15 protein-coding genes are annotated in these 13,428 nt (G+C 73.0%); 5 read left to right on the top strand and 10 right to left on the bottom strand.

Going from position 1 to position 13,428, the window contains the following annotated elements; all coding sequences use genetic code 11:
- Positions 1–8: 8 nt before the first annotated feature.
- The 4 genes from pheS to AC3X7R_RS15210 all read right to left on the bottom strand — a co-directional run bounded on the left by pheS (position 9) and on the right by AC3X7R_RS15210 (position 5,605).
- A complete protein-coding gene (gene pheS / locus AC3X7R_RS15195) occupies positions 9–1,106 on the bottom strand; it encodes a phenylalanine--tRNA ligase subunit alpha (protein WP_489966516.1) in 1,098 nt (365 codons plus the stop codon).
- A gap of 36 nt (positions 1,107–1,142) precedes the next feature.
- A complete protein-coding gene (locus AC3X7R_RS15200; RefSeq protein ID WP_489966517.1) occupies positions 1,143–3,773 on the bottom strand; it encodes a DUF4153 domain-containing protein in 2,631 nt (876 codons plus the stop codon).
- Entirely contained in the window at positions 3,770–4,489 is a 720-nt protein-coding gene (locus tag AC3X7R_RS15205) for a response regulator transcription factor (protein WP_489966518.1), read from the bottom strand. Before AC3X7R_RS15205 ends, AC3X7R_RS15200 begins: the two co-directional genes overlap by 4 nt.
- A gap of 78 nt (positions 4,490–4,567) precedes the next feature.
- Positions 4,568–5,605, bottom strand: coding sequence for a sensor histidine kinase (locus AC3X7R_RS15210; protein WP_489966519.1), 1,038 nt, complete (start codon positions 5,603–5,605; stop codon positions 4,568–4,570).
- A gap of 29 nt (positions 5,606–5,634) precedes the next feature.
- On the opposite strand from AC3X7R_RS15210, the gene AC3X7R_RS15215 reads away from it, so the two are divergent.
- A complete protein-coding gene (locus AC3X7R_RS15215) occupies positions 5,635–6,264 on the top strand; it encodes an HD domain-containing protein (protein WP_489966520.1) in 630 nt (209 codons plus the stop codon).
- Here the strand turns inward: AC3X7R_RS15215 and AC3X7R_RS15220 are convergent.
- From AC3X7R_RS15220 to AC3X7R_RS15245, 6 genes are all read right to left on the bottom strand, one after another.
- Positions 6,212–6,478, bottom strand: a complete 267-nt coding sequence (locus tag AC3X7R_RS15220) for a DUF4031 domain-containing protein (protein WP_489966521.1) — start codon at positions 6,476–6,478, stop codon at positions 6,212–6,214. The two genes, AC3X7R_RS15215 and AC3X7R_RS15220, sit on opposite strands and share 53 nt — an antisense overlap.
- A complete protein-coding gene (locus AC3X7R_RS15225; protein ID WP_489966522.1) occupies positions 6,475–7,278 on the bottom strand; it encodes a TrmH family RNA methyltransferase in 804 nt (267 codons plus the stop codon). Before AC3X7R_RS15225 ends, AC3X7R_RS15220 begins: the two co-directional genes overlap by 4 nt.
- A gap of 10 nt (positions 7,279–7,288) precedes the next feature.
- Positions 7,289–7,672, bottom strand: a complete 384-nt coding sequence (rplT, locus tag AC3X7R_RS15230; RefSeq protein ID WP_489966523.1) for a 50S ribosomal protein L20 — start codon at positions 7,670–7,672, stop codon at positions 7,289–7,291.
- 71 nt (positions 7,673–7,743) lie between these two features.
- Positions 7,744–7,938 carry a 50S ribosomal protein L35 gene (gene rpmI / locus AC3X7R_RS15235; protein WP_157339999.1) on the bottom strand — a complete coding sequence of 65 codons (195 nt, stop codon included), beginning with the start codon at positions 7,936–7,938 and terminating at the stop codon, positions 7,744–7,746.
- Positions 7,939–8,005: 67 nt separating this feature from the next.
- Positions 8,006–8,716 (bottom strand): translation initiation factor IF-3, encoded by a 711-nt coding sequence (gene infC / locus AC3X7R_RS15240; RefSeq protein ID WP_489966524.1) that lies wholly within the window; start codon positions 8,714–8,716, stop codon positions 8,006–8,008.
- Between the two features lie 264 nt (positions 8,717–8,980).
- Positions 8,981–9,499: an SseB family protein gene (locus AC3X7R_RS15245; protein ID WP_489966525.1), complete on the bottom strand. Its 519-nt coding sequence runs from the start codon at positions 9,497–9,499 to the stop codon at positions 8,981–8,983.
- A 41-nt stretch (positions 9,500–9,540) separates the two neighbouring features.
- Between AC3X7R_RS15245 and AC3X7R_RS15250 the strand changes: the two genes are divergently transcribed.
- From AC3X7R_RS15250 to AC3X7R_RS15265, 4 genes are read left to right on the top strand one after another with little or no spacing between them, the layout of a single operon-like run.
- Entirely contained in the window at positions 9,541–10,005 is a 465-nt protein-coding gene (locus AC3X7R_RS15250; protein WP_489966526.1) for a hypothetical protein, read from the top strand.
- Positions 10,005–11,222 (top strand): amino acid deaminase/aldolase, encoded by a 1,218-nt coding sequence (locus AC3X7R_RS15255; protein WP_489966527.1) that lies wholly within the window; start codon positions 10,005–10,007, stop codon positions 11,220–11,222. Before AC3X7R_RS15250 ends, AC3X7R_RS15255 begins: the two co-directional genes overlap by 1 nt.
- Before the next feature lie 3 nt (positions 11,223–11,225).
- Entirely contained in the window at positions 11,226–11,855 is a 630-nt protein-coding gene (locus tag AC3X7R_RS15260) for a nucleoside/nucleotide kinase family protein (protein ID WP_489966528.1), read from the top strand.
- Between the two features lie 10 nt (positions 11,856–11,865).
- The gene (locus tag AC3X7R_RS15265; RefSeq protein ID WP_489966529.1) at positions 11,866–13,425 is read left to right on the top strand and encodes a DUF1800 domain-containing protein; all 1,560 of its coding nucleotides are present in this window, start codon (positions 11,866–11,868) and stop codon (positions 13,423–13,425) included.
- The last annotated feature ends 3 nt before the right edge of the window (positions 13,426–13,428 follow it).

Consider the following 13,428-nt stretch of genomic DNA (forward strand, 5'->3'; position numbering starts at 1 on the left):
TCTTCTCCTCAGATCTCGGTGCCGAAGGCGGAGCTGAACCGCACGTCGCCCTCGAAGAGCGGGCGGAGGTCCTCCAGGTCGTGGCGGAACATGAACGAGCGGTCGATGCCCATGCCGAAGGCGAAGCCCGAGTAGACCTCGGGGTCGACGCCGCAGGCGACCAGCACGCGCGGGTTGACCACGCCGCAGCCTCCCCACTCGATCCATCCCTCGCCCCGGCACGTCCGGCACTCCTCCGGGTTCTCCCCCCGGCAGACGAAGCAGAGCAGGTCGACCTCGGCGGACGGTTCGGTGAAGGGGAAGTACGACGGACGGAAGCGGGTGCCGATGCCGTCGCCGAAGAGGCGCGCAGCGAAGTGGTCGAGCGCGCCCTTGAGGTGCGCCATGGTGATGCCCTCGTCGACCACGAGTCCCTCGACCTGGTGGAACATCGGGCTGTGCGTGGCGTCGTACTCGTCGGTGCGGAAGACCCGGCCGGGACAGGCGACGTAGATGGGCGGCCGGCGCGTCAGCATCGTCCGGGCCTGCACCGGCGACGTCTGGGTGCGCAGCACCACGTGGTTCCCGGCGGGCTCGGTCCAGAAGGTGTCCTGCATGGTGCGGGCCGGGTGGTCCGGGCCGAGGTTGAGCGCGTCGAAGTTGAGCCACTCGGCCTCGACCAGCGGCCCCTCGGCGATCTCCCACCCCATCGCGGTGAAGATGTCGGCGATCAGCTCCGACTGCAGGGTCAGCGGGTGACGCGAGCCCCGGCGGCGACGTGTGGTGGGCAAGGTGACGTCGACCGTCTCGGTGACCAGCATCCGCTCCTCGTGCTCGGCCTCCAGCACGGCCTGGCGCTCGGCCATGGCCTTGGCCACCGCTCCTCGCGCCTGGCCGACCCGCTGGCCAGCCTCCTTGCGCGCCTGCGGCGGCAGTGCACCGATCTCCCGGTTGGCCAGGGCCAGCGGGGAGCGGTCGCCTGCGTGGTCGAGGCGAACCTGCCGGAGGGCGTCGAGGTCGCCCGCGGCGGCGACGGCGGCCAGGGCCGCCTCGCGCATCGCCTCGACCTGCTCGGCCTTGAGCGGGGTCACCTCGACGGGGTCGTAGTCGGTGTTGGGGCCGGACATGGCTCCCTTTCCAGCAGTGGTCGGGACCCCCAGAGTCTAGGGCCGATCCCGCGGAGCCTCCGCGCTGGGACCCGCGGGAGGGAGCACAGCCTCGCAGTCGAGCGGGTCGCCGCCATCCCGGGCCCGGAGACCGGCGAGAGCCCGGTCGGCCCGCGAGGCCCCCCACGTCCAGTCCCCTGTCCCCGACTCGTCGTCGCTCTCCCGCGGGGGGTAGGAGCGGCCCACGGCGAGGACGCACCGGGCCACGTCCTCCGGCAGGCGCGCGACCACGACCGGGACGGCGTCGTCGGAGAGCTCCGAGAGGTAGGAGGCGTCGAGGTTCCCGGTGCGCTCGTAGAGGTCGATGTTGCGCTCAGCGACCCACGCGTCGGGGTTGAGGAGCAGCAGCCCGAGGAGCGCGAGGCCCCCGGAGAGGAGGGCCAGCCTCGGCACCCAGGCAGCGCGCCCGAGCCACCCCAGCACCAGCACCGCGACGACGACCAGTCCGAGCCATCCCTCGAAGACGTTGACGACCAGGCGCAGGGTGGTGAAGCCGTAGGCGTCCTGGTAGACGGCCATCCGGCCGAGCGCGGCGGCGACGACGGCGAGTGCCAGGACGCCGAGGAGCCCCGCCGCGACGTGGAGCCACCGGCGGTCTGCCGGGTCCGTGCCGACCCGCCTGGCCGCCGCCCAGATCACCACCAGGGTGAGGGCCGTGGCCACCACCAGCTGACCGAAGCCCTGGTGCGCGTAGTCGGCGTAGCTGAGCCCGGCGGTGCGTCGCACGTAGTCGTGACCGCCCAGCACGACCCGGGCCTGGGCCACCACGAAGACCAGGAAGACCACGTCGACGGCGAGCAGAGGCACCAGCCACTCCCAGCGCGACGTGGCCGGGACCACCGTCCCGGTGTCCGGGTCGACCCGAGCGGGGTTACGGGCCAGGTAGGACGCTGCGAGTGTCATGCCGAAGACCGCCAGGGTCACGAAGAGGCGCGCCACCGTCTCGTCGAAGCCGGCGTCCGGGACGAGCCGCTCGAGCCAACGGGAGAAGGTGAGGTCGGCGGAGGCGAAGAGCAGCGCGAAGACCGAGACGGCCAGGGCCGAGACGAGCGCGGTCCGGACCACCGCAGGCGCCAGGCCGCGGGTCCCGACCAGCCGGAGCGTCCGTCCGAACCAGGGCAGGCCGCGCAGGCCGGCCAACGGCCACGCGAGACCGCTGAGCAGCATCCCGCGGAAGGTCCGGGCTCGCGTCACTCCGGCCAGGAAGACCCCGGCCGCCACCACCACCGCCAGGACGGCCAGGCCCTCGTTGGCCCGAAGGGCCAGGGTCGAGACGAGTGCTGCGGCGACCAGTCCGCAGCCGAGCGTGAACCGGTCGGTGCGCCGCGAGGAGGCGAACCACGCGCACAGCCCCGCGGTCAGCAGCACCAGGGCCCAGGACAGGCCAGGACCGGCGAAGGTCATGGTGGCCCCGGCGACCACGCCCACCGCGAGGGAGGCCAGGACGGGTCGCAGGTCTGCGGCCGGTGCCCGCTCCGGCCACACCTCGCCGAAGAGCTGGTCCAGGGCGGAGCCCACCGGGGCCGACACCGGGGCCGACGCCGGGGCCGAGGGTTGGTCGAGTGGTGACCTCGACGTCCGCGACGGCCCCAGGGCAACCGCCGTCGCGGACGCCGGGCCGTCAGTCGGCGGCGCCACCGGCAGCTCGAGGCGGAGCCGTGCCCCGCTCCCCTCCTCGGGGTCGAGGAACCGGAGCGTGCCGCCGTGCAGCCTCGCCACCCAGCGCGCGATCGCCAGCCCGAGGCCGGTCCCCCCGCCGGCGGGGTCGGTGCCGAAGCGCTCGAAGACGCGTTCCCGGTCGGCCGCCGGCACGCCTGGCCCCGGGTCACGGACCTCCAGCCACCAGCCACCCGGCTGCCCCGAACCGTCCTCCGCCTCTCCCGCGACGACCGTCACCCGTCCCCCGTCGGGGGTGTGCCGGGCCGCGTTGTCGAGGGCGTTGACCAGCAGCTGACGCAGTCGGGAGGGGTCGACCAGGACCGACAGGCCGTTCGGCACGTCGACCTCGACCGGCACGTCCCGGCCGGAGCGCCGCACCTGCTCCACACACTCCCCCACCAGCCCGGCCAGCCCGGTGGGGACCGGGGCGAGCTCGACGACACCCGCCTCCAGACGGGAGAGCGCGAGCAGGTCGGCGACCAGGTCGCCGAGGCGCTGGACGGTGCCCAGCGCCTCCTGCAGATGGTGGGTGTCCGCCGGGACGACGCCGTCCACCAGGTTCTCCAGCTGGGCCCCGAGCGCGGCGACCGGGGTCCTCAGCTCGTGGGAGACCGTCGCCACCAGGTCGCGACGCTCGGCGTCGGCGCGGCCGAGGTCGTCGGCCATCGTGTTGAAGGCCGAGGCCAGCTGCCCGACCTCGTCGGTGTTGGGGGTCAGCACCCTGATCGCGTAGTCACCGCGTGCCATCTGCTGCGAGGCCACCGTCATCTCCCGCAGCGGCGCCACCATCCCGGCAGCCAGGAGCTGGGTGACCGCCAGGGCCAGGAGGACGGTCACCGGCAGGGAGAGCCAGGCGGGCACCCCGGCGGCAGTCCCCACGGTCGCCACCAGGGCGGTCACCAGCACCGAGACCGCGACCAGCACGCCCAGCTTGGTGCGGATGGAGCCCAGGGGCGTCAGGGCGCTCATCGCTCCCCCTCGGGATGCTCCAGGGCGTAGCCGACCCCATGAGCCGTCCGGATCCGGTGCACCCCGATCTTGGCGCGCAGCGCCTTGACGTGGCTGTCGACCGTGCGGGTGCCCGACGCGTCGGCCCACCCCCAGACCCGGGAGAGCAGCTGCTCGCGCGTCAGCACCCGGCCGGGCTGGGAGGCGAGAGCGACCAGCAGGTCGAACTCGGTCGGCGTCAGGTGGACCTGCTCTCCGCCTACGGCGGCGCGCCGCCCGGCGGGGTCGACGCTCAGCTCCCCCACCGTGAGGGTCCGGAGACCGGGCGCCGCGGTCGCGAGCTCCTCGGCGCGCTCGACCCGGCGCAGCAGCGCCGCGATCCGGGCGACCACCTCGCGCATCCGGAAGGGCTTGGTGAGGTAGTCGTCGGCACCCACGCCGAGACCGACCAGGACGTCGGCCTCCTCGTCGCGGGCGGTGAGCATCAGCACCGGGACCGGCCGCTCGGCCTGGAGCCGCCGGCAGACCTCGTGACCGTCGTAGCCCGGCAGCATCACGTCGAGGACCACCACGTCCGGGGGCCGGGCGGCGGCCCGGGCCACCGCGCCGGGACCGTCGAAGGCCCGCTCCACGTCGTACCCCTCGGCGACCAGGCGGTCGGTCAAGGACTGGTTGATGACCGCGTCGTCCTCCACCACCAGCACCAGTCGTCGTGCCCTGCTCGCCGTCTCCGCCATGGTCCCGACCCTAGGAGTCGAGCGGTGTGCGAGGTGGTGACGACTCGTGAAGGTTCGGTGCAGATCGAGCCGACGACCTCACTCGGGCCGGCGGTCCTCGCCGGGCCACTCGATGGTGATGCGCGCGCCGCCGCCGGGGCGGTCGTCGATGACCAGGCTCCCGCCATGGGCCCGGGTGAGACCGTGGGCGATGTACATGCCCAGTCCCGACCCGCCGGCCGCGCCGGAGGTCCAGAACTTGGTGAGCACCCGCCGGCGCAGGTCCTCCGGGATCCCCTCGCCCTCGTCGGTGACCACCAGGACCGCCCCGGCTGCCTGGTCGCCGAGCGAGGAAGGCTCCAGGCGGACCCGGACCGTCCCCTCGCCGTGCCGGACCGCGTTCTCCACCAGGTTGGTGACCACCTGGGTGAGCTTGTCGGGGTCGGCGAAGACCTCGACGCCGGCGTCCGGGGCCTCCAGCACCACCGTGCGCGAGGTCGCGGCCTGCACCGAGTCGACGACGCGACGCACCAGCACCCGCGCATCGACCTCGCGGGGGTAGAGGCTGAGTCGACCGGTGTCGATCCGGGCCACGTCGAGGAGCTCGGCGATCAGGCGGGCGAGGCGGTCGGCGTCCGCGTTGACCGTCTCGAGCATCAGCTTCTTCTGCGCGTCACTGAGCTGGTCCCAGCGGTTGAGCATCGCCTGCACGAAGCCCTTGACCCCCGTCAGGGGCGAGCGCAGCTCGTGCGCGACGGTCGCCACCAGGTCGGAGCGCCCGCGGTCGAGCCGCTCCCGTCCGCGCCCGCTGCGCAGGCAGACCGCCACCTGCTGCACCGGAGCATGGGGGGCCGCGCGGTGCATCTTGGCGCTCACCAGCACCTCGCCGCCGCTGGGCAGGATCCAGGACTGCTCGGGGACGCCGGTCCGGGTCCCGAGACCGGCGTAGGGCACGTTGCACGCGCACCAGTCCCGGCCTGCCTGGTCGACGAGGGTGAGCACCTCCGTCAGCGGCCTCCCCTCCTGGGCGGAGGCGCCCAGCATGGCGCGCGCCACGGTGTTGACGGCGGTGACGAGGCCGTCGGCATCGGCGACGACGACCCCGTCCGGGAGCAGATCCAGGGATGGGTGCGTCACCCGCGAAATGTACCCAGTTGAATGGTCACATGCCCGATCTGACTCGCTGGTGGCCGCTGCCGGACCGTCCGGATCTCCGTCTCGCCCTGGAGGGCGCGTGGACGGCGCCCGGACGGGGATACCACGACCTGCGCCACCTGCACGAGGTGCTCGAGCGCCTGGGCGAGCTCGGCCGGCCGCACCCCTTCGACCGCCTCCCGGTGCTGCTCGCCGCCTGGTTCCACGACGCGGTCTACGACGGCGAGCGCGACGCGGAGGAGCGCTCCGCCCGCTGGGCGGCCGAGGCCCTGCAGGACACCGGCGTCGACGTGGAGGAGGTGGTGCGCCTGGTCCTGGTCACCGAGCACCACCGCCCCGATCCCGGCGACGCGAACGGCACGGCGCTCTCCGACGCCGACCTCGCCATCCTCGCCGCGACCCCCGAGCGGTACGCCGAGTACGCCGCGGGCGTGCGCCACGAGTACGCCGACCTGGACGACCGGACGTTCGCCCTCGGCCGGATCGCGGTGCTGGAGTCGTTGACCGCGCAGCCGTGGCTCTTCTCCACCGACCACGCCCGGGAGGGCTGGGAGAGCGCCGCGCGCGCCAACGTGGCGCGCGAGCTCGTCACCCTGCGGAGGATGGCTTGGGACGACGCAGGCCCGCCTGACGCAATCTGAGCACCAGCTCGCGGGAGGTGACCGACGTCGCGCCGGCGGCGAGCATCCGGGCGTGGTGCTCGTCGGGCACGTCGTAGTGGTCCCGGTCGAACCCCCGGAGCGGCAGCTCGTGCGCACGGGCGAAGGCGTGCAGCTCCTCCAGCGAGTGGTCGCTGGCCAGGTGGGACCAGAGGCGGCCCCAGCGGGGCACCGCCGGGGGGTCGATCAGGATCACGAGCCGACCGTACGCTGGGCGCGCGCGCTGGCATAGAGGCAGACGGCGGCCGCGGTGGAGAGGTTGAGGCTCTCGGCCCGACCGTGGATCGGGATGGCCACCCGCTGGTCGGCCGCTGCGGAGACCTCCGCCGGCAGCCCGTGCGCCTCGTTGCCGAAGAGCCAGGCGGTGGGTCCGGCGAGGTCGATCTCGAACAGGTCCCGCTCCCCCGCGCCGTCGGCCGCCAGCACCGCGAGCCCGGCGTCCCGAAGGACGCTCAGCACCGACCCGAGGTCGGGCTCCACCACCACCGGGAGGTGGAACAGGCTGCCGACCGACGCCCGCACCGTCTTGGCGTTGTAGAGGTCGACCGAGCTGCCCGTCAGCACGACCAGGTCGGCTCCCGCGGCGTCGCTGGCCCGGATCACCGTCCCGGCGTTGCCGGGGTCGCGCACCTCGTGGCAGACGGTGACCAGGCGTGGGCCACCGTGGTCGCCCGCCAGCTCGACCGCGCGGGCGAGGGTGACGTCGAGGAACCGGCACAGGGCGACCACCCCGGCCGGGGTGACCGACTCCGAGAGACCGGCGAGGGCGCGGTCCTCCACGAGGGTGACCCGGGCGGCGGGCTCCAGCAAGGTGGCGAACTGGGCGGCCGCCGACGGGGTCGCGAAGACCTCCACCACGCAGCCCGGCACCGAGAGAGCGCCTTGGACAGCCTTGGGTCCGTCGGCAAGGAAAAGCCGCCGCTCGGTGCGGACCGAGCGGCGGCTGAGCTTCCTGGCCTCCTTCACGCGGGTGTTGCCCGCGGACAGAGGGGTCACCACAGGGTGGTCAGGAGGCCTTGGGGGCGTTGACGTCCTCGGGGAGGGCAGCCTTGGCGGCCTCGACGAGAGCGGCGAACGCGGGGGCGTCGTTGACGGCCAGCTCGGCGAGGATCTTGCGGTCCACCTCGATGCCGGCCAGGTTGAGGCCCTGGATGAAACGGTTGTACGTCATGCCGTTCGCGCGAGCAGCCGCGTTGATGCGCTGGATCCACAGCTTGCGGAAGTTGCCCTTGTTCTTGCGGCGGTCGTTGTAGCTGTAGACCAGCGAGTGGGTGACCTGCTCCTTGGCCTTGCGGTAGAGCCGCGACCGCTGCCCGCGGTAGCCGGAGGCGCGCTCGAGGACGACCCGGCGCTTCTTGTGGGCGTTGACTGCCCGCTTGACGCGTGCCATTTCTTACTCCTTGTTGCTGTCTGTCCCTCCGGTCGGCGGACCGGGAGGAAGTGTGGGGGTGTGAAGAGCGGTCAGAGACCCAGCATCTTCTTGGCACGCGGAACGTCGGCCTTGGCGACCTCGACGGTCCCGGTCATCCGACGGGTCACCTTGGAGGGCTTCTTCTCCAGGTTGTGACGCTTGCCGGCCTTCTCGCGAAGGATCTTGCCCGAACCGGTCACGCGGAAGCGCTTGCCGGCACCGGAGTGGCTCTTGTTCTTGGGCATGTCGATGCTCTCTCTTCTCGTGGTGCGTACGGCGACCGGGCCGGGCCGCCGAAGTGGGGGTGGGTGCTCAGGCCTCGATCTCGGGGTCGAGGTTCTCCGAGCGACCGCGCGCCTTCTTCTGGGCGACCTTGCGGCCCGCCTCCGGCGCGAAGGCTGCGCGCTCCTCGGCGTCCGCCGCGGCCTTCTCGGCAGCCTTGGTCTCCTTGGCGGCCTGCACCTCGACCTTGGCGTCGGCCTTCTTCTTGTTCGGGCCCAGGACCATGATCATGTTGCGGCCGTCCTGCTTCGGCGCGGACTCGACGAAGCCCAGCTCCGCGACGTCCTCGGCGAGCCGCTGCAGCAGCCGGAAGCCGAGCTCGGGACGGTGCTGCTCCCGGCCGCGGAACATGATCGTGATCTTGACCTTGTCCCCGGCGCGGAGGAAGCGGACCACGTGGCCCTTCTTCGTCTCGTAGTCGTGGGCGTCGATCTTGGGACGAAGCTTCATCTCCTTGATGATCACGTTCGTCTGGTTCCGCCGTGCCTCACGAGCCTTCTGGGCGTTCTCGTACTTGAACTTCCCGTAGTCCATGAGCTTGCAGACGGGCGGACGCCCCTGGGGAGCGATCTCGACGAGGTCGAGGTCCGCTTCCTGGGCAAGCTTGAGTGCCTGGTCGGTCGGCACGATGCCGACCGTCTCGCCGTTGGGTCCAACGAGCCGGACCTCGGGAACCCGGATCCTGTCGTTGATACGCAGCTCTGTGCTGATGTGTCCTCCAGTGGTCTTGTGCGAGGACACCGTCTCCGAAATGGACGATGGCTCCCGCTCGTTCCAAGCGGAAGCCAGTCAGACGCATCCCCCAGCACACCCGGGGACACTCCCGGAACCCTCCCTCGCGGGACTGTTCCGTGACCGGACCCGACGACCTTGCGCGGCCGGTGCGGGTGGGAGACGTCTTGCAAGCCTCCGCTTGGTGACGTGCCCGGTGGAACCGGACACGTCGGTCAACGCGTCGATGCTACCGGAGTGTTCCCGCGCGACCAAGCCGGCACCCCCGAGCCCTCAGGTGCCGGGCCGCAGCCACCCGTAGCGGTCCCCGACCTTGGCCAGGCGCCAGCCGGCTGCGAACGCCTCCAGATCCTGCCCCTCCAGCACGAAGGGAGCAGGCCCGGCCACGTCCACGACCAGGGCGTCGGCCTGCTCCTGGACGGCACTGAGGGCCGCGACCTCGGCCGTCACCGGCACCGGTCGGGCCTGTGGGTCCCAGGCGGCCAGGGCCTGGGTGGAGGTGAAGGCGAGCAGGGCGACCCGGCCGTCGGCCCCGGTGAGCAGGACGGCGGCCATGTCGCTGGACTTGTCGTGGGCGAGCCCCGCCTCGTCGATCTCGACCTCGCCCAGCACCGCCACCACCGGGACCAGGAGACGGCTGCCGGCCAGCGCCGAGACCGCCGCGGCGAAGGTCCCAGGCGTCCGGTCGTAGCCCGCGAGCGCGGCGGCGACCGAGGGGTCCGCCTCGCCCGTGTCGCCGGGGAAACCTGGCTGGAGGATGCGAGCGCCGTCGAAGCGCGGGGAGTCGGCCATGGTGCCCACCAGCCTAGACAACGGTGTGGGACGCTGGTGCCGTGGACGAGGTGACCTGGGGCGCACTGGCGCTCACGCTGTCGGTGGTCGGGGTGCTCTACACCTGGTGGGCGGCCCGGAACAGGGGCCCGGCCGCGGCCACCCGCGGGGCGGCCTTCACGCTGCTGCCCGCGGCGGCGTGGCTGACCGGGACGATGGAGATGTTCACCGAGATCGCCGGCTCGGTCACCGACTGGGCCACGCACCTGGTGCTCAGCCCCGTGGTCTGGTCCGGGGTGGCACTGGCCGGCCTCTCGGTGCTCCTCTTCATGGTCTCGGCCTTCCTCCGCGGCCGCGAGCTCGCGCGCGGCCCGCGGACGGGCAGCGAGCTGCCTGGAGCGAAGACCGGAGGGGCTCTCCCCCCGGCCGCCAGCAGCAAGAGCAGGAAGAAGGGGCAGCAGGCCCCCCCGGTGGACGACGATCTCGCCGACATCGAGGCCCTCCTGCGCAAGCGCGGGATCACCTGATGACAGACGGCCTCGTGGAGCGCAACCGTCTCCTGACCAGGTTGCAGCAGGCCACGCAGGCCCTGCCCGGGCCGCCGCCCACCCCACTGGCCGTGGTCGACCTCGACGCCTTCGACGCCAACGCCGCCGACCTGGTGCGCCGTGCGGGCGGCACCCCGATCCGGGTCGCCTCCAAGTCCCTGCGGGTCCCTGCCCTGATCTCCCGGGCTCTGGCACGGCCGGGCTTCCACGGCGTCCTCGCCTACACGCTTCGTGAGGCGCTCTGGCTCCACCGCGAGGGCATCACCGACGACGTGGTCGTCGGCTACCCCACCGTGGACCGCGCCGCGCTGGCCGAGCTCGTCGCCTCCCCCGCCACCGCCGCCGCGGTCTGCCTGATGGTCGACGACGTCGCTCACCTGGACGTGGTGGACTCCCTGCGCGCGTCCAAGGCGGTGCAGATCCGGGTTGCCCTCGACGTCGACGCCGGCCTGCGGATCGCCGGCCGGCACGTCGGCCCCAAGCGCTCGCCCCTGCACGACGCCGCCTCGGTCTCGGCGCTGGCCGACCAGGTCGCGCGGCGCGACGGGTTCCGCCTGGTCGGCGTGATGATGTACGAGGGACAGGTCGCCGGGGTGCCGGACGACGTGCCCGGCGAGCGGGCGCGCTCGACCCTGGTCCGCCGGATGAAGGCGGCGTCGGTGCGCCAGCTCGCGACCCGGCGGGCCGAGGTCGCGCAGGCCCTGGAGCCCCACGGTCCGCTGGAGTTCTGGAACTCCGGCGGCTCCGGCTCGGTGGAGACCAGCGCGGAGGACCCCCACGTCACCGAGGTCGCGGCGGGCTCGGGACTGCTGGTGCCCGGTCTCTTCGACCACTACCGCTCCTTCCGCCCACGGCCCGCGGCGTTCTTCGGGGCCCCGGTGACCCGTCGACCCGCACCCGACGTCGTCACCGTCCACGGTGGCGGCCTGATCGCCTCGGGCCCGCCCGGCGCCGACCGGCAACCCATCCCGTGGTGCCCTCCCGGCCTGCGGCTCACCTCGCTCGAAGGGGCCGGCGAGGTCCAGACCCCGCTCACCGGGCATCCGGTCACCGGCCTCGACATCGGGGACCTGGTGTGGTTCCGGCACGCCAAGTCCGGCGAGCTCTTCGAGCACACGCCCACCGTCCACCTCCTCAGCGGTGACCGGATCGTCGACTCGGTGCCCAGCTACCGGGGCGCCGGCCAGGCGTTCTGAGCCGTGCGGGCACCCCACCCGGTGGTCGACGAGGCGATCCGCCTCGCCCTCGACGTCGTCGACGAGGCCGCCGCCCGGCCGCCGGTCCTCTGCGTGGACGGGCCCGCGGGGTCGGGGAAGACCACGCTGGCCGCCGGGATCGCGCGGGCGCGGCCCGGCACGACCGTGCTCCACCTCGACGACCTGCTCGCCGGGTGGCAGGGCGGACTGTCTCGGCTGGTCGCCGACCTGGTGGCCGACGTCCTGGCGCCCCTGCACGCCGGGCGGGAGGCGGCACCGCGCCGGTTCGACTGGCACGCGGGCCGCTTCGCCGGCCGCAGCCGGCTCTCCCCGTCACCGCTGCTGGTCGTCGAGGGAGTGGGGGCCGGCTCCCGGCTGACCGCCCCCTACCGCAGCGGGCTGGTGTGGGTGGCGGCCCCCACGACCCTGCGCCTGGCGCGGGGCCTGGCCCGTGACGGCGACGCCTTCGCCCCGCACTGGGGGGCCTGGGCGGCGCGCGAGCAGACGCACTTCGGCCGCGAGCGGACGCCCGAACGCGCAGATCTGCAGCTCTTCACCGGAGCACATCCGCGGCTCACCGGGCCGCGGGCAGGATCGCTGGGTTCAGGAGACACGGCGACCCCGGCCCCCTAGGCTCGCGGCCATGTCGTCTCGGACCACGTCCCCCGGCCGCCGCGCCGTGCTGCGCGGCGGCGCCCTCGCGGCCGGCACCACACTGGTGCTCGGTGCGCCGTCCGAGGCCGCCCCGCGCTACCGGCCACGCACCTGGGCACAGCGGCCTCTGCTGGACAAGCAGGACCGCCACCTGGTGAGCCGGTTCTCCTACGGGATCACCCCCGAGCTGGCCCGGGAGGTGCGCCGCAAGGGCGGCGCCCGCGAGTGGTTCGCCTGGCAGCTCAAGCCGTCCAAGGTCTCCGACCGCACGCACGCGCGCACCGCGTCGTGGTGGCCGATGCTCAACCACGGCCCGCTGGCCCTGTGGAAGAACCACTCCGACGGCATCCGCGGCGGCTGGCTGGTCATGGAGGACTACCAGCGCTGGGTGATGGCGCGTCGCATGCACTCGCGTCGCCAGGTGCAGGAGACGATGGCCCAGTTCTGGGAGAACCACCTCAACGTGCCGACCAACGGCGAGCAGTGGTTCCTCTACCGACGCGACTACGGCGAGACGATCCGCCGCAAGGCACTGGGGCGTTTCGACGAGTTGCTGCTCGCCGCCATCACGCACCCCGCCATGCTCATCTACCTGGACAACGCCAGCTCGACCCCGACCAGGCCCAACGAGAACCTCGGCCGTGAGCTGCTCGAGCTGCACACGGTGGGCCGGGGCAACTTCGACGAGGACGACGTGAAGGCGTCGGCCCGCATCCTGACCGGGTGGCACGTCGACATGTGGCGCACCTGGGAGGCCTCGTACCGGTCCGACCTGCACGCCACCGGCCGGGTGCGGGTCAAGGGGTTCTCCGACCCCAACGCCTCCGCCGACGGACGGGCAGTCACCCGGAAGTACCTGCGCTACCTGGCCCACCACCCCGACACCGCGGAGCGCATCGCCCGCAAGCTCGCGATCAAGTTCGTCGCCGACGACCCGCCGGCCCGCCTCGTCTCCCGCCTCGCCAAGGTCTACCTCGCTCACGACACCGAGATCCGCCCGGTGCTGGAGGCCCTGGTCGACTCACGCGAGTTCCGGCGCTCCATCGGGGACAAGCTTCGCGACCCGGCGGAGGACGTGGTGGCCACCTACCGCGCCCTGCGGGTACGGGTCTCCCCACCCTCCGCCTCCGACTCGGCCGCCAACTCCATGCTGTGGCAGGCCCAGACGGTGGGGGCGATGCCCTTCTCCTGGCCGCGCCCCGACGGCACTCCGCTGGACAACGCGGCCTGGTCCTCCACCTCCCGTCTGCTGGCCTCCCTGCGGATGCACTACTCGATGGCGGGCGGCTGGTGGCCGACCAAGGACATCCGCTACCGGCCGCCGAAGTCCTGGGTGCCCAGGTCGGGGATGCGCTTCGACGAGCTCGTCGACCACCTGTCGCGCGAGCTGCTGCACCAGCCCTCGACATCGGCCCTGCTCAAGGCCTGCTGCGAGGCGACCAACCTGCGACCGGGCGAGAAGATCACCCACGACCATCCCCTGGTCCGGTACAGCATGGCCCGACTCCTCACCACCTTCCTCGACTCCCCGGAATTCTTCGTCAGGTGACCG

Source organism: Nocardioides sp. Z22_16 (assembly GCF_058134365.1).